Consider the following 19,240-nt stretch of genomic DNA (forward strand, 5'->3'; position numbering starts at 1 on the left):
ACACTTAGGTGAATCTTAAGTCGCCGACTGCGGCGGCGGAAACACCACCCGGGCCCGCAGGCCCGGACCGCCGGGAACGTCCTCGAGCGTGATGATTGCGTCATGGCGTTCGGCGATCGCGCGGGCGATCGCCAGGCCCAGGCCGCTGCCGGGCTGGGTGTTGCCGTCCAGCCGGTAGAAACGGTCGAACACGCGGGCGCGCTCGGCCGGCGGGATGCCCGGGCCATTGTCGTCGATCAGCAGCCGGGCGCCGTCCGCCGGCGTGTCGAGCCGGATCGCGATATGGCCGCCGGCGGGGGTGTATTTGATGGCGTTGTCGAGCAGGTTGCGCGCCAGCAGCACCAGGTCGTCGCGGCGTCCGCGCACCATGGCCTGCGGCGCGCCGTGCAGCTCGATGCCGATGTCCTTGGCGTTGGCCGCGGGCAGCGTCTCGGACAGGGCCAGTCGCACCACGTCGGCCAGGTCCACCGTCTCGGCGGGCGGCTGTTCGGCGTGGTTCTCGTGGCGCGCCATCGACAGCAATTGCTCCACCAGCCGCGTGGCGCGCTCGATGCCCGCCGCCAGCCGTTGCTCGGCGACGCGGCGGCTGGCATCGTCGCTCGCGCGGCGCAGCGATTGCAGTTGCAGGTTCAGCGCCGCCAGCGGCGAGCGCAGCTCGTGCGCGGCATCGCCGACGAATTGCTTCTGCTGCGCGAAGGCGCCGCGCATCCGTTCCAGCAGCAGGTTCAGTTCCTGCATCAGTGGCCGGATTTCATCGGGCAGGTCGGGCACATTGATGGGCGAAAGGTCCTCGGGCCGGCGGGCGGCCACCTGCGCCCGGGCGCGCTTGACGGGCCGTAGCGACCAGCTCACCACGCACCAGACGATCAGCATCAGCAGCGGCGCCGCCGCCGCGATCGGCGCGACCGTGCGCCAGGCCAGCGCGCCCGCCATGCGCTTGCGCACCTGCATGTCCTGCGCCACCTGGATCACCTGGAACGGCGTGGCCAGCGAGTAGACGCGATAAGTGCTGCCTTCGACTTCGGCGTCTGCGAAACCCAGGACGATCTGGTCGGGCAGGGGGCGGCGCGAGCGCGAATTGAACACGCGCACGCCATCGGGCGTCCAGATCTGGATGATGAGGTCGTCGGCCATCGGCGTGGCCGACCCCTTGGCGTGTGCCGGTCCCATCCGCAGCAGCCCGTCGCCGGTGCCGAGCGACAGCGCGGTGCGCTGCAACAGCGAATCGAAGATGTCGTCGGCCTGCTGCAGGGTGCTGCGATAGGCGATGACGCCCTGCACCAGGGCGCCGACCGCGATCGCGGCCAGCAGGAAGAACAGCAACCGGGCCCGCAGCGAATAGCTAAGCGGAATGCTCATGTTTTGGGAATGACATAGCCGACGCCTCTCACGTTCTGGATCAGGTCCTGACCGAGTTTCTTGCGCAGGCCATGAATATAAACCTCGACCGCGTTGCTGCTGACGCTGTCTTTCCAGCTATAAAGCTTTTCCTCGAGCTGGGCGCGCGAGAAGATCATGCCGGGGCGGGCGATCAGCGGCTCCAGCACCGCCCATTCGCGCGCGGTCAGCGGCACCGGCGTGCCGTCGACCGTGGCGGCGTGCGATTGCGGGTCGATGACGATGCCGTCGTGCTCGAACACCGGCTCGGCGCGCCCGGCGCTGCGGCGGATCAGGGCGCGCATGCGCGCCAGCAGCTCATCGAGATCGTAGGGCTTGACAATGTAGTCGTCGGCGCCGGCGTCCAGACCCGCTATGCGGTCGCTGACAGCGTCGCGCGCGGTGGCGATCAGGACGGGGGTGCGGTCCTTGCGGCCGCGCAGGTCGCGCAGCAGCGACAGGCCGTCGCGGCGCGGCAGCCCCAGGTCCAGCAGCACGAGGTCATAGGGATCGGTGCGCAGGGCCAGTTCGGCCGCATGGCCGTCCTTGACCCAGTCGACGGCGTAATGTTCGGCGCGCAGGCAGTCCAGCACGCTTTCACCGATCATGGTGTCGTCTTCGACGAGAAGGATGCGCATGATAGTCGTCGCCGTGTGGTGTCCAGCGGATTGGACGTGCGCGGCGAGGCCGGAGTTCCCGCAAGGGCGGGGCTGCGGGCCGAGGGCCGTTGCGCCGCGCCAGGCGGAAATGAAAAAAGCAGCCCGCGGGGGCTGCTTTTTGAATTCTGGTGCCGGCAATAGGAGTCGAACCTACGACCTTCGCATTACGAATGCGCTGCTCTACCAACTGAGCTATGCCGGCAAGACCATTTGCTTCGTTTCCGGCAAGCCAGAGCTTCAGCAAAACATCTTTTTCTTCGCCATTTCATGCCCTGTTTATGGGGCCTGATTTGGAAAGACCGAAATCATATCAGAGTTTCTTTGCGATGGGAAACTTGCGATGCGTGTGGCGCGAAAAAAGGTCCGATTTGCACACTTCGAATTTTTCCTTCATAATCTCGTTTCTTAGCAGTTCCCCGATAGCTCAGTCGGTAGAGCGACGGACTGTTAATCCGCAGGTCGCTGGTTCGAGCCCAGCTCGGGGAGCCAAAGAATTCAGGGCCACTCACGCAAGTGAGTGGCCCTTTTGGTTTTTATTGCTTTGGTTTTGTCGCGCGCGTTCGCGCGGGGTGCTGTGCTTGTTACCCGTCCTGATCGTTGCGGACTTGCTCCCGGAGGCGTGGCGCGCGTAAGATTTGTTATGTAATAACATTTCTTTTTGGTGGGTGTCATGCGGATAGGCAACGAAGAGGCGGGGCCGGGGCCCTGTGCGGGAGCGGATGGGCGGGCGGATGCGCGCTTGCCGGTGACCGTGTTGTCGGGCTTTCTCGGCGCGGGCAAGACCACCTTGCTCAACCATGTGCTGAACAACCGCGAGGGGCGGCGGGTGGCGGTCATCGTCAATGACATGTCGGATGTCAATATCGATGCCCGGCTGGTACGCGAGGGCGGCGCGGCGCTGTCACGGGCGGACGAAAAGCTGGTGGAGATGAGCAACGGCTGCATCTGCTGTACGTTGCGCGAGGACCTGTTGATCGAGATCCGCCGCCTGGCTGCCGAGGGGCGCTTCGATTACCTGTTGATCGAGTCCACTGGCATCTCGGAGCCGCTGCCGGTGGCCGAGACCTTCACCTTCCGCGATGAGGACGGCCTGAGCCTGTCCGATGTGGCCAGGCTGGACACCATGGTCACGGTGGTGGATGCCTTCAATTTCCTGCGCGACTACGCCAGCCATGACCGTCTGGCCGCGCGTGGCGAAACGCTGGGCGAGGAAGACGAGCGCACTGTTGTCGACCTGCTGATCGAACAGGTCGAATTCTGCGATGTCATGGTGCTGAACAAAACCGATCTCATCACGGCGGACGAGCTGGAGCGGCTCGAGGCGATCCTGCGCCAGCTCAATCCACGCGCCGACGTCGTGCGCGGCGAGTTCGGCCGGGTGCCGCTGGCGCGCGTGCTGGACACGGGGCGCTTCGATTTTGAGGAGGCGGCGCAGGCGCCCGGCTGGCTCAAGGTGTTGCGCGGCGAGCACACGCCCGAAACCGAGGAATACGGTATCGGCAGTTTCGTGTTCCGCGCGCGTCGCCCGTTTCACCCGCAGCGCCTGTGGGATTGTTTTCAAGAAGAGTGGCCCGGGGTGGTGCGCTCCAAGGGCTATTTCTGGCTGGTGACGCGGCCCGCGTTCGCGGCCTCCTGGTCGCAGGCCGGCCCCGTCTCGCGGCATGGCGCGGCCGGGTACTGGTGGACCGCGTTGCCGCGCGATCGCTGGCCGGAAGACGCCGAGTCGCGCGCCCGGATCGTGGCCGATTGGGATCCCATCTATGGCGACCGCTGTCAGGAGCTGGTGTTGATCGGGATTGGCATGGATCAGGAGGCGTTGACGGCGCGGCTGCAGGCGTGCCTGATGACGCAGGAAGAAATGACCCGTCCGGCGACCGAATTGGCTACGATTCGGGATCCGTTCCCCGTCTGGGGCGCGGCGCAATAGCGAGGGCGGGCAAAAGTCCGTGGGGTGATGGCAGCGGAAGGCGACAAGCGCATCGGCGTGACGGTGATTTCGGGGTTTCTGGGCAGCGGCAAGACGACGCTGCTCAACCGCCTCCTGCGCGAGCCGGCCTATGCCGACGCCGTGGTCATCGTCAATGAATACGGCGACATCGGCGTGGACCATCATCTGGTCCGCCTGGCGCAGGACAACATCGTGCTGATCGAGGGCGGCTGCCTGTGCTGCGTGGTCAGCGGCGCGGTGGCCGACACCCTGCGCGAGCTGTTTATGCTGGCGCTCAATCGCCGTATCAAGCCGTTTCGCCGGGTGCTGATCGAGACCAGCGGCCTGGCGGATCCGGCGCCGGTGCTCTTCACGCTCAAGCACGACCGCTTCCTGGCCGAGCGCTATGCCTACCGGGGCGCCATCGTGGTGGTCGATGTGCGTCACGGGCCGCTGCAGATGGAGACTCAGCCGGAGGCGCTGCGGCAGTTGGCCTTGGCCGATACCGTCGTTCTCAGCAAATCCGATTTGGCGGATGTTGCGCAAACGCGCGCGGTGGAGCATGCCGTGGCCGCGGTCAATCCGGGTGCGCGGCGCTGCGTGCAGCGCACCGATGCGCCATTGGTCGGCGCGTTGCTGGAGGGGCCTGACACGCAGGCGCGGCGCGATGGCGCCGAGCTGGCGGGCTGGCTGCGGGCGTTCGCCAAGCCGATGGTCGGGCGTCATGCGCAGGTGGCGAGCTTTTCGCTGGCGCTGGTCGCGCCGATCGGCCGAGCCGCCTTTCTGGCGGGTGTGTCGCGCGTGCAGGAGCGGTTCGGCACGGCGTTGTTGCGGATGAAGGGGCTGGTCTGCTTCGAGGGCGAGGCTTTGCCCTGCGAGGTTCATGGCGTCCATGGCGAGCTCTATCCGATCCGGCCGTTGCCGCAGTGGCCGGACGACGAGCGTCTGTCGCGGCTGGTCTATATCGTCAGGGGCGCGGACGTTGATGCGGTGCGGGCCGAAGTGTGCGCGGCGCTGGGCCAGTTTCCCGCATGAGGGGCCGGTCGCGGCGCTGCTCGTGGGTGGTGCTTGCCGATTGTCTTGAAAGGGCTGGGTGGCCGTCATTTCATTGCGGAAAATGCATGGAAATACGGTATAACCAGAAAGTCTGATGCAAGAATCGAGACAATCATGGACCGATTGAAAGCGATGCAGGTATTCGTGGAGGTCGCCGACAGAGGCAGTTTGTCGGCGGCGGCGGTTCATCTGGATATGTCGCGGGCGATGGTGTCGCGCTACCTGGCCGAAATGGAGCAGTGGGTCGGCGTGCGCCTGTTGCATCGCACCACCCGCCGCCTCAGCCTCACGCCTGCCGGCGCCGAGACGCTGCCACGTTGCCGGCAGATGCTCGACATGGTGGGCGACCTGCGCAGCGCGGTATCCACGCCCGAGGATACGCCGCGCGGCCTGTTGCGCATGACCACCAGCATGTCGTTCGGCTCGCGGCATCTGGCGCGGGTCATCACCGACTACGTCAAGTTGCATCCGGGCACCTCGGTCGACCTGATGCTGGTCGACCGGACGGTCAATCTGGTCGAGGAGCGGGTCGACCTGGCGGTGCGCATCACCAATGACCTGGATCCCAACCTGATCGCGCGCAAGCTGGCCGTCTGCCGTTCCATCGTCTGCGCTTCGCCGGACTACCTGCAGCGCGAGGGCGAGCCGGGGCGGGTCGAGGATCTGTCGCTGCGCAATTGCCTGACCCATTCCTACTTCGGCAAGAGCCTGTGGCGCTTCGAGCGCGAGGGTGTGCCGGTCGATGTGCCGGTCAGCGGCAATATCAGCGCCAACGAGGTATCGGTGCTGCTGCAGGCTGCGCTGGAAGGCGCAGGCGTCGCCATGTTGCCAACGTACTACGCCGCCGAGTATGTGGCGCAGGGGCGCCTGAAGGCCATCCTGCCGCAGGCCAGGCCGCAGGAACTCGGCATTTATGGCGTCTATGCGTCGCGCCGGCAGATGCCCCTGATCCTGCGCTCGATGCTGGATTTCCTGGTGGAGCGTTTGGGGCCGGCGCCCTGGGATCAGTCCTAACGTGTTATCGGGAGCCCGCGTTTGGCGGCGCTGGGTTGAGGGCAGGGTATATAGCGGTATAATTTGGCTGCTGCCTCGACGGACCGGGCGCTGTGCATCAGGGCCTTTGTCATCGTCCGCCAGCATGTAGTCTTGGAAAATATCTAAGAATCGTGGTTCCGGCGCATTGGGGTTCGGGCTTGTCAGGCCAGTGTCCTGCACGGCCGGGCGCCAGGAACACCAGGGGAGAGGCGCGCCGGATTTTCCGGATGGCGGCCGCAGGCGCAGTGTGCCATTGGCCGATGCCTGACGATTCAGGTCCTTGATCTCGAATACCGCAATATCGATTACCGCAATGTCGGTTGCCGCGGCTATAGCGCCAAATGATGGCGTGTTCCGCAGGCGCGTTGGCGCTTTTGCCAGCTTCCAGATTTTGCTTGAACAAGTCCGTCGCTGATGGATTTGTCCCCGCCATGGCCGGGGCGCTGCGCGCAGCCCTCTTGAATGGCGTGAGTATCGCCGCGCGAGCCCGCGGCGGTTGGTGGTAAATACAGGATTCTCGTGAGAAATACGCAAATCAGCGCTGTCTGTAGCCGTTCCGCCCATGGTGTGGTTCGGGTGGCTGCGCGGGCCGCCGCCTCGCGCGGGCTTGCCTTGGCCGATAACGCCCTGCATGTCTTGAACGTATTTGTTTTCAACATGCCGGCCGCAAATGAAAAAGGCCCGGCGCATTCGCCAGGCCTTGATCAATTTGGTTGCGGGGGCAGGATTTGAACCTACGACCTTCGGGTTATGAGCCCGACGAGCTGCCAGACTGCTCCACCCCGCGTCTGAGAAATGAATAGTAGCCTTGTTTTCAACCTAACGCAAGTTAGCCCTTTTGAATTTGAATCTCGATGAACGATAGCGAGGCGATACTCGTGCTGGAAACCGCGCTGCTTTGCGCGGTGCAGCCGATGCAACTGTCCGAAATGCGCAAGCTGTTCGGGGACGATGAACAATTCGACAACAGCGCCTTGCGCACGTTGCTGGAAACGCTGCAGAACAACTGGGCCGATGGCGGCCTGGAATTGGTGCAACTGGCGACGGGGTGGCGTTTCCAGAGCCGCCCGCACATGCAGCGCTACCTGGAACGGCTCAACCCCGAAAAACCGCCGAAGTATTCCCGCGCGGTGATGGAAACACTGGCCATCGTGGCCTGGCGCCAGCCGGTGACGCGGGGCGATATCGAAGATATCCGCGGCGTGACGGTGTCGTCGAACATCGTGAAGGCGCTGGAGGATCGGGGCTGGATCGAGGTCATCGGCCACCGCGATGCGCCGGGTCGTCCGGCCCTGTTCGGCACTACGCGTCAGTTCCTCGATGATCTCGGCCTGCGCGCGCTGGACGAATTGCCCGCGCTGGAATCCACGCATGCCGCCGCCGCGCTGGCGGGCCTGGACCTGGGCGAAGTGCAGCAGTTGGCGGATGCCGCCGACGCCGCCGAAGGCGCCGATGCCGCCAATACCCCAGATCTCGTCGAAGGCGCGGCAACCGCAGGCGCAACGGAAGCCGCCGAGCATGCGGAAGGGCGGCAGGCGGTTGCCGAGGCCGATGTGCAAGCCAGTATTCCAGGGGCGGAATTGTCTGTTTCGGACGACGACGCCCCCATGGCGGCGGATGATGGCGTAGAATCCCCCCTTTCGCGCTCAGAAGAAGACGCGATTCCCGCCGACGATTCCACCGTCCGGGCGCAAGCCGAAAGCTTGTCCGATGCGCCATCCGTGGGCATCGAGAATGCCGGGCGCTTCGATGAAGCCGATGCGCCGGGCGTGGATGTCGCCCAAGAGGCGCATGGCGGGTTGTCAGAAAATCCCGCACAGACTGGCAGTTCCGACGCGCGCGCCGAATCCGGCGCCGCGGATGAACTTGTCGAGCACGCGGAAAGCGCGAAGCCGACCGAACCGATAGACGAGGCCGAACCCCTGGCGCCTGGCGCCGGGCCGTTTGAGCCTGATACCGGCTCCGCCGTGGCGGAGCCTGCCGAGCCGGATTCCGCTCAGCCCGAGGCTGAGCGCGGACCGGCTTCCCCAGATGATGATGCGCCTGCCCCCGGCAGGCCTCCCCAAGTTTGAAATTCGGAGCTGTCCCAGTGACAACGAATACAGCAATGCAGGACGACAATCCCCGTCCGGATGACGCCGTTTCCAATGCGCCCGCGGAAGCCTCCGCCAGCCGTGAGCCGGCCGCCGAAGGCGAGGCCCGCGGCCGTGGTCGCAAGCTGCGCACCCCGTTCCGGCGCCGTCGCGGCGACGCCGCCGCCGAGCAGGCGCCGGCTGCCGAAGGGCATGCCGCCGCGCCCGCCCAGGCTGCCGCCGACACCCCGGACAGTCGCGGGGGCGAACAAGAAGCCGAGCAGGCCCTGTCGTACCTGGACACCGCTGACCGCATGGAGCAGCGCCTGGGCAAGTACCTGAACAGCGAAGCGGTGATGCCGAAGCTGCACAAGGTGCTGGCCGATGCCGGTATCGGTTCGCGCCGCGAGATGGAAGAGCTGATCGTCGCCGGCCGCGTGTCGGTCAACGGCGAGCCGGCCCATATCGGCCAGCGAGTGGCCCCGAACGACCAGGTGCGTGTCAATGGCAAGCCCATCATGCGCACCAACACCAAGAAGCCGCCGCGCGTGATCCTGTATCACAAGCCGGCCGGCGAGATCGTCAGTCATGATGATCCGGGCGGCCGCGCCAGCGTGTTCGCGCGTCTTCCCAAGCTGCGCACCGGCAAGTGGCTGTCGGTGGGTCGGCTCGACCTGAATACCGAAGGCCTGCTGATCTTCACGACCTCGGGCGACATGGCCAACCGCATCATGCACCCGCGTTACGGCACCGAGCGGGAATACGCGGTGCGCGTCCTGGGCGAGATGGACGAGGCGCAGCGTCAGTCGCTGGTCGATGGCATCGAGCTGGAAGATGGCGTGGCCGCGTTCGGCGCGCTCGACTACTTGGGCGGCGACGGCAGCAACCGCTGGTACCGCGTGACCCTGCAGGAAGGGCGCAACCGCGAAGTGCGCCGCATGTTCGAGGCGGTGGGCGTGACGGTCAGCCGATTGATCCGCACCCGTTTCGGCGACGTGGTGTTGCCGCGCACGCTGCGCCGTGGCCGTTGGGAAGAACTCGACGCCTCGCTGGTCACTGCGCTGATGGTGCAGTTGGGCTTGTTGCGCGAAGACGACGAATCCGGCGGCAACCGCCGCCGTTCCAAGCAGCCGCAGTCGCATGACAGCGCCTTGCCCCCCGGCTTCGGCACGATGGAGCGCAATGGCATGAACGGCGCCCGTATTGGCCGCCGCGGCAAGATCCAGGGCGGCCGTGCCGGCAGCGCCGGCCAGGTGGCGGCGTGTCCCTCCGATCCTTTCGGCACCGGTCTGATGATCGCTGGCGGTTACGCCAACGGTCACCCCCTGGCGGGCGAATCCGCCGGCAACCGCAAGGGTGGCAAGGCCGCGGGTGGTCGCGGCGCGGGTGGTGGCGGCAAGCCGGGCGGTCGTGCGGGTGGCAAGGCGGGCAGCGGCAAGCCGCGCGGCGCGCGTGCCGCAGCCGCCAATGGTCCGGCCGCGGCAGCGGGTGGGGTGGATGCGCCTTCGGGTGCTGGTCGCAAGCCCGCGGGAGGCAAGCCTGGCGGCAAGCCAGCGGCCGCGCGTGGCGGCAATGCCGCTCGCGGCGGCAAGCCGACGGGTGCCGGCCGTGGCGGCAACAAGGCTGACGGCCCGCGCGCGGGTGGCGGTGGCTCGAACGGCGGCAACAAGGGCCCGGGCGCGGGCGGCAAGCCGCGTGCGGCCCGCAATGCGGCGTCGCCCCGTGGCGATGACTGGCAGCCTCGCGGCGCGTCGGCCCATGAATCGCGCCTGGGCGTGATGGGTGGCCGGGGCGGCCGGGGCCGCTAAACCCGCGCCGTAGCGGCGTCCGCGCGGCGCCGCTGGCTCGATCCGTCCCACATAAACGTAAGCCCGTGACGAATCAGGCGTTTTTCCAGTTTATCTGGTAAAATCAATGGTTTTCATGGCTTCGCGTCTGTCGGTTCGCGCCGTTGCTTTGCCGCTCATGCGGCGTTTTTCATGGATGCGCGGGTTGTAAGGCTATAGGGCTACGGGTCGCTGACGGGTCGTCAGGTGGGTCGTTGCCCGGTTTCATGGCGGGTCCAGGTGGTCGCGGTGGTTTGCGGCGCAGGTGGTCTCGGTGAAACAGGCGTGGGCTGGCTGGCCCTCGCGAAGTTGGCGGGCGCGCTGCAAGGGTGGCGCGAGCCGAAATTTAGGTCGCAATATAGGGCACTGCCCAGCATTGCTCCTTACGTGCAGTAGGGTGGCGGCTGGGCACTGTGCAATACGGTGGGCTGGGCGTGCAGCCCATTTTTTTTGAGTATATGGCTGATTTATTCGCATTGACCGAAGAGGCACTGGCCGGCATGGACGTCGAACTCGTTGACGTCGAACGTGCCGCGCTGGGCCTTTTGCGCGTCACGATCGATCGGGTCGGCGGTGTGCGCATCGAAGACTGCGAGCAGGTGTCCCGCCAATTGTCGCGGGTGTACGAGGTCGAGAACATCGACTACAAGCGGTTGGAAGTCGGTTCGCCGGGCGTTGACCGCCCGCTGCGCAACGAGGCCGACTTCCGCCGTTTCGCAGGCGAACGCATCGAGATCAAGCTGCGCGAGGCATTGGACGGACGCAAGGTCTTTTCCGGTACGTTGACCGTGCCCGAGGACGCGCCCGCAGCTTCGGACGCCGCGGCTGGGATGCACAAGACCGTGTTCGGTCTCGAATTTGAGGCAAAAAAGAACGAAGTCCAGGTGTTGAATTTCACGGTCGAGGATATCGAGCGTGCAAAACTGGATCCCGTTCTGGATTTCAAGGGCAAAAAGCGATGAGTCGCGAAATTCTTCTGTTGGTCGATGCCTTGGCGCGTGAAAAGAACGTCACGCGTGATGTCGTGTTCGGGGCGCTGGAAAGCGCGCTGGCCTCGGCCATGAAAAAGCGCTTCAAGGATGATGCGGACATTCGTGTTGCCATCGATCGTGAAACCGGTGACCACGAAGGTTTCCGCCGCTGGCTGGTGGTGCCCGACGAAGCGGGCCTGCAAGAGCCCGACAAGCAGGAAATGCTGTCGGACGCGGTCGAGATCGTGCCCAACATTCAGGTTGGCGAATACATCGAGGAACCCCTCGAGCCGATTGAGTTCGGCCGTATCGGCGCCCAGGCCGCCAAGCAGGCGATCCTGCAGAAAATCCGCGACGCCGAGCGCGAGCAGGTCCTGAACGACTTCCTGGATCGCGGCGAAACCATCGTGTCCGGCACCATCAAGCGCATGGACAAGGGCGACGCCATCATCGAGACCGGCAAGATCGAAGCGCGCCTGCCGCGCTCCGAAATGATCCCGAAGGAAAACCTCCGGGTCGCCGACCGCGTCCGCGCTTTTGTCCTGCGCGTCGACCATGCGGCCCGCGGCCAGCAGGTGATCCTGTCGCGCACCTCGCCCGAGTTCATCCGTCAGTTGTTCGAGAACGAAGTGCCCGAGATCGAGCAGGGCCTGCTCGAGATCAAGGCCGCGGCGCGCGACGCCGGCGTGCGTGCGAAGATCGCCGTGGTGGCATACGATAAGCGTATCGACCCGATCGGCACCTGCGTCGGCATGCGCGGTTCGCGCGTGACCGCCGTGCGCAACGAGCTGGGCGGCGAGCAGGTCGACATCGTGCTGTGGTCGGAAGATCCCGCGCAGTTCGTCATCGGCGCCCTGGCGCCGGCCAACGTCGAGTCCATCGTGGTGGACGAAGACAAGCACGCGATGGACGTGGTGGTCGACGAGGAAAACCTGCCCAAGGCGATCGGCGCCAAGGGCCAGAACGTGCGCCTGGCGTCCGAGCTGACGGGTTGGCAGATCAACATCATGACGCCGGAAGAAAGCCTGAACCGCCAGGAAGTCGAGCGTTCGGGCCTGCGCACCACGTTCATGAACAAGCTGGACGTCGATGAGGAAGTCGCCGACATCCTGATCGACGAAGGTTTCACCGGTATCGAGGAAATCGCCTACGTCCCCATGCAGGAACTGCTGGAGATCGAGGCGTTCGACGAAGACACCATCAATGAGTTGCGCGCCCGTGCCCGCAATGCGCTGCTGACCGAGGCCATCGCCCAGGAAGAGCGTCTTGAAACGGCGCAGGATCTGCTCGAACTCGAAGGCGTGACGCCCGAACTGGCCGCCAAGCTGGCCGAGCGTCAGGTGCACACGCGTGATGATCTGGCCGAACTGGCGACGGACGAGCTGGCGGAAATCGCCGGCCTGACCGAACAGGAAGCCAGCGACCTCATCATGCGTGCCCGCGCCCATTGGTTCGATGAAGAATAACCAAATGGACACGGGTCTGCGGCGGATGGCCGTCAAGTCCGCCGCAAGTTCACGTTGTTTGTAATAGCTGCATATAGGGAAGAGAGAGCCTAATGTCGAGTAACACCGTCGCCCAGTTCGCTACCGAGCTGAAAATGCCTGCCAATGTGCTGCTGGAACAGCTGCGCTCGGCTGGCGTTGACCTCAAATCGGTGGACGATTCCGTCACCGACAGCGACAAGGCGAAATTGCTCGAATCGCTGCGTCGCGCCCACGGCGCGACCGAAGGCAAGAAGATCACCCTGACGCGCCGCCAGACCTCCGAGATCCGCCAGGCAGATGCCACCGGCCGCTCGCGCACCATCCAGGTCGAGGTTCGCAAGAAGCGCGTGTTCGTCAAGCGTGATCCCTCCGAAATCGCCCTGGAGCAGGCCGCCAGCGCCCGCGCTGAGGAAGAATCGTCCGTCGAGGAAGCACAGCCGGTGTCCGCACCCGTCGTGCCCGAAGCGGCCAAGCCGGCCGAACCGCGCGAAGCCACGCCCGTCCAGGCGCCGGCTCCTGCCCCGGTGCAAGAGCCCGCTGCTGTCGAAGCGCCCGCACCGGTAGAAGCGGCCGCGCCTGTTGAACCCGTCGCGGCCGAAGTGCCCGCCCCCGTTGCGGCTCCCGCCGCCGAAGTCCAGGCCCAGCCTGAACCGGAACCGACGCCGGCGCCTGCTCCTGCCGAGCCCGTGGCCGAAGAGGCCAAGCCCGAAGTCAAGACTGAATCCACCGAGCCCAAGGCTGAAGAAGCCAAGCCGGAACCCGTTGTGCTAGCCAATAAGTCCGAACCATCGTCCTCTCAGGCCGCCGCGCCTGTCGCCCAGGTGCCGCCTGCCGCGAAGTCTGAACCCGTGAAATCCGCCGCCAAGCCGGTCGAGTCCGCTGCGCCCGCCGCCAAGGTCGGGAATCGCGCCGACAACCGCCGCGCCGGCCCGCCGCTCGCCGCCTCCGCCACCGGCGCTGGCCGCGACGAGGCCCGCCGTGCCGCCGAGGCCGAAGCCGCCGCCCTGCGCGAGATGCTGAACCGTCCGCGCAAGGTGCTGCGCGCTCCCGAACCGGAAGCGCCCGCCGCCGCGGCCGCCCCGATTTCGGGCACGCTGCACAAGCCGGCGGGCAAGGGCGCTGCCGCGCTTGGCGCCAAGAAGGATGCCAAGCCCGCCGCGCCCGGCACCAAGAAGACCATCAAGACCGCCGAAGTCGCTTCGACGTGGTCGGATGACGCGTCGCGCAAGAAGCCGGCCGACAAGCCGGCGGCGCCGGCCAGCCGCGACGGCTGGCGTGCCGGCGGCAAGGGCGGTGGCAAGAGTGGCGGCCGTGGTGGCCGCAACCAGCAGAACGACCGCCGCAACGAGCCCGCGCCGCAGGAATTCATCGCGCGTGAAGTGCACGTGCCGGAAACCATCAGCGTGGCCGACCTGGCCCACAAGATGTCCGTCAAGGCTGCCGAGGTCATCAAGCAATTGATGAAGCTGGGCCAGATGGTCACCATCAACCAGGTGCTGGACCAGGAAACCGCGATGATCGTGGTCGAGGAACTGGGCCACGTGGCGATCGCCGCCAAGCTCGACGACCCGGAAGCCTTCCTGGACGAAACCGCGAGCGTGTCGGAAGCCGAACAACTGCCGCGCGCCCCGGTCGTGACCGTGATGGGCCACGTCGACCACGGCAAGACCTCGCTGCTGGACTACATCCGCCGCGCCAAGGTCGCCGCGGGCGAAGCCGGCGGCATTACGCAGCACATCGGCGCCTACCATGTGGAAACCGAGCGTGGCATGGTGACCTTCCTGGATACCCCGGGCCACGAGGCGTTCACCGCCATGCGTGCCCGTGGCGCCAAGGCCACCGACATCGTCATCCTGGTCTGCGCGGCCGACGACGGCGTGATGCCGCAGACGCGTGAAGCCATCCACCATGCCAAGGCCGCGGGCGTGCCGATGGTGGTGGCCATGACCAAGATCGACAAGCCCAGCGCCAACCCCGAGCGCGTCAAGCAGGAACTGGTCGCCGAGGAAGTGGTGCCGGAAGAATACGGCGGCGATGTGCCGTTCGTGCCGGTGTCGGCCAAGACCGGCGAGGGCATCGACGCGCTGCTCGAGAACGTGCTGCTGCAAGCCGAACTGCTGGAACTGAAGGCGCCGGTCGACGCGCCCGCCAAGGGCCTGGTGATCGAAGCCCGCCTGGACAAGGGCCGCGGCCCGGTCGCGACCATCCTGGTCCAGAGCGGCACGCTGAACCGTGGCGACGTGGTGCTGGCTGGCGCCAGCTTCGGCCGCGTGCGCGCCATGCTCGACGAGAACGGCAAGCCGATCCAGGCCGCCGGTCCGTCGATCCCGGTGGAAATCCAGGGCCTGACCGAAGTGCCGGCCGCCGGCGACGAACTGATGGTGCTGTCCGACGAGCGCAAGGCGCGCGAAATCGCGCTGTTCCGCCAGGGCAAGTTCCGCGACGTCAAGCTGGCCCGCCAACAGGCCGCCAAGCTGGAATCGATGTTCGACAACCTGGGCGAAGGCACCCAGACCCTGGCGCTGATCGTCAAGACCGACGTCCAGGGTTCGCAGGAAGCGCTGGTGCAGTCGCTGACCAAGCTGTCGACCGACGAAGTCCGCGTGCAAGTGGTGCACGCGGCCGTGGGCGGCATCTCGGAAAGCGACATCAACCTGGCGATCGCCTCGAACGCCGTGGTGATCGGCTTCAACGTCCGCGCCGAAGCCAGCGCCAAGAAGCTGGCCGAGACCAACGGCATCGACGTGCGCTACTACAACATCATCTACGACGCCGTGGACGAAGTGAAGGCAGCCATGTCGGGCATGTTGGCGCCCGAGAAGAAGGAAGAAGTCATCGGCCTGGTCGAGATCCGCGAGGTCTACAGCATCTCCCGCATCGGCAACATCGCCGGTTGCATGGTGCTCGACGGCCTGGTGCGTCGCGATTCGCAGGTCCGCCTGCTGCGCAACAACGTGGTCCAGTGGACCGGCCAGCTCGATTCGCTGCGCCGCTTCAAGGACGACGTCAAGGAAGTCAAGTCGGGCTTCGATTGCGGTCTTACGCTGCGCGGCAACAACGACATCCAGGTGGGCGACCAACTGGAAGTCTTTGAAATCAAGGAAATCGCGCGTACGCTGTAAGGCGTCGCGAGGCATTGCTTCTAATGAGCCGTCACAAGTCCAAAGCCATCCCCGGTCGCAATCTGCGACTGGCCGACCAGATCCAGAAGGATCTGGCCGGGATCATCCAGCGCGAGATCGACACGACCCGCGCTGGCTTGATCACGCTCTCCGGTGTGGAACTGTCGACCGACTACGCGCATGCCAAGGTGTATTTCACGGTCCTGGGCGCCGAGCCCGAGGCCGCGACCGCCTTGCTGAACGAGAAGGCCGGCTGGCTGCATTCCCAGCTATACAAGCTGCTGCACATTCATACTGTCCCCACTTTGCGCTTCTTCCACGACGAGCAGATTGCCCGTGGTATCGAAATGTCGATCCTCATCGACCGCGCAAACCGGCCCGGCCCGCACTCGGGCGTGCCCGACGAACCTGAAGACCAGTCCTGATCGGGCTGTCGTCACTGCTTTAATTTCCGGATTCCGACGATGGCTAAACGACGCGGGCTTGCGCTCGACGGTGTGCTGTTGCTCGACAAACCCGTAGGTTTGTCGAGCAACCACGCCTTGCAACGCGCCAAGCGTGCCATGGACGCGGCGAAAGCCGGCCATACCGGCACCCTCGACCCCTTCGCCACCGGCCTGCTGGTGTGCTGCATGGGCCGGGCAACCAAGATTTCCGGCGCGATGCTTGACGCCGACAAGGCTTATCGCGCTACGCTGCAATTTGGCGAGGAAACCGATTCCGGCGACCTGACCGGCAACGTGGTGGCTACCGCCGCGCCCGGCTTCGTGGTCGAGGAACAGGCGCTGCGCGATGCGCTGTCACGTTTCTCGGGCACGATCGAGCAGATTCCGCCCATGTATTCGGCGCTCAAGCGCGACGGCAAGCCGCTGTACGAATACGCGCGGGCCGGCATCGAGCTGGAACGCCCGCCGCGGCAGATTACGATTTACCGCATCGAGCTGCTGTCCCTGAACGGGACGCAGGCAGAGATCGATGTGGCTTGCAGTAAAGGCACATACATCCGGACGCTGGCCCAGGACATCGGGCGCGCGCTGGGCTGTTACGCCCACCTGGCGGCGCTGCGGCGCACGCACGTCGGGCCATTTTCTCTGGAACGCGCCGTTGCGCTGGATGCCTTGCAGGCGATGCCAGACCCGAAGCAGGCATTGCTTGCACTGAACGAATTGCCGGCGGGCTTGCTGCCCGCCACCACCTTAAAGGACTCGCTATGACTCGCGCCTTGCGCAACGTCGCCATCATCGCCCACGTGGACCACGGTAAAACCACCCTGGTCGACCAGCTGCTGCGCCAATCCGGCACCTTCCGCGAAAACCAGGCGCTGACCGAACGGGTCATGGACTCGAACGACCTGGAAAAAGAACGCGGCATCACGATTCTGGCCAAGAACTGTGCCGTTGAATACGAAGGCACGCACATCAACATCGTCGACACCCCGGGGCACGCGGACTTCGGTGGCGAAGTCGAGCGCGTGCTGTCGATGGTCGACGGCGTGCTGCTGCTGGTCGATGCCGTCGAAGGCCCGATGCCGCAGACCATCTTCGTGACCCGCAAGGCGCTGGCCCTGGGCCTCAAGCCCATCGTGGTGGTCAACAAGGTCGACCGTCCGGGCGCCCGCACCGACTTCGTCATTAACGCCACCTTCGACCTGTTCGACAAGCTGGGCGCGACCGACGAGCAACTGGACTTCCCGGTGGTGTACGCCTCGGGCCTGTCCGGCTACGCCGGCCTGACCCCGGACGTGCGCGAAGGCGACATGCGCCCCCTGTTCGAAGCCATCCTGCAGCACGTGCCGCAGCGCGACGACGATCCCAACGGCCCGCTGCAGATGCAGATCATCTCGCTGGACTACAACAGCTACGTCGGCAAGATCGGCGTGGGCCGCATCAACCGCGGCCGCATGCGTCCCGGCATGGAAGTGGCCTACAAGTTCGGTCCCGAGGGCCAGGGCGGCCGCGGCCGCATCAACCAGGTGCTGAAGTTCCATGGCCTGGAGCGCATCGTGGTGGATGAAGCCGAAGCCGGCGACATCGTGCTGATCAACGGTATCGAAGACCTGGGCATCGGCTGCACCGTGACCGACCCCGTGACGCAGGACGTGCTGCCGATGCTGCGCATCGACGAGCCGACGCTGACCATGAACTTCATGGTCAACACCTCGCCGCTGGCGGGCCGTGAAGGCAAGTTCGTCACCAGCCGCCAACTGCGCGACCGCCTGGACCGCGAGCTGAAGTCGAACGTGGCGCTGCGCGTGCGCGACACCGGCGACGACACCGTGTTCGAAGTGTCGGGCCGCGGCGAACTGCACCTGACGATCCTGCTGGAAACGATGCGCCGCGAAGGCTACGAGCTGGCCGTGTCGCGTCCGCGCGTGGTGTTCAAGGAAGTCGACGGCGTCAAGTGCGAGCCGTTCGAGTCGCTGACCATCGACGTCGAAGACGCCCACCAGGGCGGCGTGATGGAAGAACTGGGCCGCCGCAAGGGCGACCTGCAGGACATGCAGCCGGACGGCCGCGGCCGCACCCGCCTGGAATACCTGATTCCGGCCCGTGGCCTGATCGGCTTCCAGAACGAGTTCCTGACGCTGACGCGCGGCACCGGCCTGATGAGCCACATCTTCCACGAATACGCGCCCATCAAGGAAGGCTCGATCGGCGAGCGCCGCAACGGCGTGCTGATCAGCCAGGACAACGGCGACGCCGTGGCCTACGCGCTGTGGAAGCTGCAGGATCGCGGCCGCATGTTCGTGAACCCGGGCGATGCGCTGTACGAAGGCATGATCATCGGCATCCACAGCCGTGACAACGACCTGGTCGTGAACCCGATCAAGGGCAAGCAGCTGACCAACGTGCGCGCCTCGGGCACCGACGAAGCCGTGCGCCTGGTGCCGCCGATCCAGATGTCGCTGGAATACGCCGTGGAATTCATCGACGACGACGAACTGGTCGAAATCACGCCCAAGTCGATCCGTCTGCGCAAGCGTCACCTGCAGGAAAACGACCGCAAGCGCGCCGCACGCGAATCCGCCGTGTAAGGCGAGGCGGGGTTCAGGCCCCGCGCGCCTGGCAATCGGAAAGCCGCACACCCTTCGGGGTGCGCGGCTTTTTTTCATTCGTGGCCGCGGGCTTGCCGGTGGCGCTGTTCAAGCGGTCGACGGCGTACACGCTGCCGACCAGGCGGCGCAGCGGCGGCCGCCCGTGCGCCGGCACGCGGCATCAGGCGTGCTGGTGCCGGTATTCCTGCGTCTTGCCGCCATAGCCATAGGCCGCCGCGCGCGCGTCGATCACGTGCACGTAGGAACATTCGTGCAGCTCGCCAAGGATCTCGCCGAAGGCTGCGTAGATTTCCTGGATGAAGCGGGCTTTCTCGGCCTTGGTGTTGGTCTCGTCGGTGACGCTGATGTCCAGGTGGAAGGCGTTCCTGCCCAGTTCCGACAGCGGGCGCGCGCCGATGAACCATTGGTCGTGGGGGATGTGCTGCAGCGTGACGGCGATGACGGGCAGCTTCTTGCCGAGCACCGACTGGGTCAGGCCGACGACCGAATCGACGAGGCGGCGGTTGCGGGCGGCGTCGGGCTGGCCGGAAACGTGGACGACGATGTGGGGCATGACAGGCTCCTTGGGTGAGGGGAATGGAGCCAGTGTAGGGACGGCATTGACATCGGAAAAGCGGGAATTTACGATTCCTTCCATCGTTTAAGCCGTTGGA

The 19,240-nt window shown here is 65.6% G+C and carries 14 protein-coding genes and 3 tRNA genes; 12 read left to right on the forward strand and 5 right to left on the reverse strand.

The features are described from left to right. Positions 1 to 15 precede the first annotated feature (15 nt). The 3 genes from ACUDCK_RS07440 to ACUDCK_RS07450 form a co-directional block, all read right to left on the reverse strand. Positions 16 to 1,359 (reverse strand): ATP-binding protein, encoded by a 1,344-nt coding sequence (locus tag ACUDCK_RS07440; RefSeq protein WP_175142231.1) that lies wholly within the window; start codon positions 1,357 to 1,359, stop codon positions 16 to 18. Further along, positions 1,356 to 2,015 (reverse strand): response regulator, encoded by a 660-nt coding sequence (locus tag ACUDCK_RS07445; RefSeq protein WP_054501420.1) that lies wholly within the window; start codon positions 2,013 to 2,015, stop codon positions 1,356 to 1,358. Before ACUDCK_RS07445 ends, ACUDCK_RS07440 begins: the two co-directional genes overlap by 4 nt. Positions 2,016 to 2,162: 147 nt before the next feature. Further along, positions 2,163 to 2,238: transfer RNA gene (locus ACUDCK_RS07450), tRNA-Thr, on the reverse strand. A 211-nt stretch (positions 2,239 to 2,449) separates the two neighbouring features. On the opposite strand from ACUDCK_RS07450, the gene ACUDCK_RS07455 reads away from it, so the two are divergent. The 4 genes from ACUDCK_RS07455 to ACUDCK_RS07470 all read left to right on the forward strand — a co-directional run bounded on the left by ACUDCK_RS07455 (position 2,450) and on the right by ACUDCK_RS07470 (position 6,033). Then, positions 2,450 to 2,525 (forward strand) — tRNA-Asn (locus tag ACUDCK_RS07455). A 181-nt stretch (positions 2,526 to 2,706) separates the two neighbouring features. Then, positions 2,707 to 3,963, forward strand: coding sequence for a zinc metallochaperone GTPase ZigA (gene zigA, locus ACUDCK_RS07460; RefSeq protein WP_244976908.1), 1,257 nt, complete (start codon positions 2,707 to 2,709; stop codon positions 3,961 to 3,963). A 27-nt stretch (positions 3,964 to 3,990) separates the two neighbouring features. Next, positions 3,991 to 4,998, forward strand: coding sequence for a CobW family GTP-binding protein (locus ACUDCK_RS07465; protein WP_175167626.1), 1,008 nt, complete (start codon positions 3,991 to 3,993; stop codon positions 4,996 to 4,998). Positions 4,999 to 5,133: 135 nt separating this feature from the next. After that, complete coding sequence (locus tag ACUDCK_RS07470; RefSeq protein ID WP_116792300.1) at positions 5,134 to 6,033, forward strand: LysR family transcriptional regulator; 900 nt, start codon at positions 5,134 to 5,136, stop codon at positions 6,031 to 6,033. Between the two features lie 731 nt (positions 6,034 to 6,764). Here ACUDCK_RS07470 and ACUDCK_RS07475 read toward each other — a convergent pair. After that, positions 6,765 to 6,841, reverse strand: a tRNA-Met gene (locus ACUDCK_RS07475). 67 nt (positions 6,842 to 6,908) lie between these two features. Here ACUDCK_RS07475 and scpB point away from each other — a divergent pair. From scpB to typA, 8 genes are all read left to right on the forward strand, one after another. Then, positions 6,909 to 8,126: an SMC-Scp complex subunit ScpB gene (gene scpB, locus ACUDCK_RS07480; RefSeq protein WP_175167627.1), complete on the forward strand. Its 1,218-nt coding sequence runs from the start codon at positions 6,909 to 6,911 to the stop codon at positions 8,124 to 8,126. Positions 8,127 to 8,161: 35 nt separating this feature from the next. After that, positions 8,162 to 9,934, forward strand: coding sequence for a 23S rRNA pseudouridine(2605) synthase RluB (gene rluB, locus ACUDCK_RS07485; RefSeq protein WP_175167628.1), 1,773 nt, complete (start codon positions 8,162 to 8,164; stop codon positions 9,932 to 9,934). 476 nt (positions 9,935 to 10,410) lie between these two features. Then, a complete protein-coding gene (gene rimP / locus ACUDCK_RS07490) occupies positions 10,411 to 10,914 on the forward strand; it encodes a ribosome maturation factor RimP (RefSeq protein ID WP_054501415.1) in 504 nt (167 codons plus the stop codon). Beyond that, entirely contained in the window at positions 10,911 to 12,389 is a 1,479-nt protein-coding gene (nusA, locus tag ACUDCK_RS07495) for a transcription termination factor NusA (RefSeq protein WP_006396231.1), read from the forward strand. The genes rimP and nusA overlap by 4 nt, the downstream gene beginning before the upstream one ends. 92 nt (positions 12,390 to 12,481) lie before the next feature. Further along, positions 12,482 to 15,532: a translation initiation factor IF-2 gene (gene infB / locus ACUDCK_RS07500; protein ID WP_445659300.1), complete on the forward strand. Its 3,051-nt coding sequence runs from the start codon at positions 12,482 to 12,484 to the stop codon at positions 15,530 to 15,532. A gap of 23 nt (positions 15,533 to 15,555) precedes the next feature. Next, positions 15,556 to 15,957 carry a 30S ribosome-binding factor RbfA gene (gene rbfA / locus ACUDCK_RS07505; protein WP_006388333.1) on the forward strand — a complete coding sequence of 134 codons (402 nt, stop codon included), beginning with the start codon at positions 15,556 to 15,558 and terminating at the stop codon, positions 15,955 to 15,957. Between the two features lie 39 nt (positions 15,958 to 15,996). Beyond that, positions 15,997 to 16,746: a tRNA pseudouridine(55) synthase TruB gene (gene truB / locus ACUDCK_RS07510; protein WP_006388334.1), complete on the forward strand. Its 750-nt coding sequence runs from the start codon at positions 15,997 to 15,999 to the stop codon at positions 16,744 to 16,746. Next, on the forward strand, positions 16,743 to 18,566 hold the full coding sequence (typA, locus tag ACUDCK_RS07515) for a translational GTPase TypA (RefSeq protein WP_175167629.1): 1,824 nt from the start codon (positions 16,743 to 16,745) through the stop codon (positions 18,564 to 18,566). The genes truB and typA overlap by 4 nt, the downstream gene beginning before the upstream one ends. Before the next feature lie 181 nt (positions 18,567 to 18,747). On the opposite strand, the gene ACUDCK_RS07520 is transcribed toward typA, so the two are convergent. Further along, positions 18,748 to 19,140 (reverse strand): tautomerase family protein, encoded by a 393-nt coding sequence (locus tag ACUDCK_RS07520; RefSeq protein ID WP_054501413.1) that lies wholly within the window; start codon positions 19,138 to 19,140, stop codon positions 18,748 to 18,750. Between the last annotated feature and the right edge of the window lie 100 nt (positions 19,141 to 19,240).

It is taken from the genome of Achromobacter sp. CF-sbj1-Ac2-l (assembly GCF_052698165.1).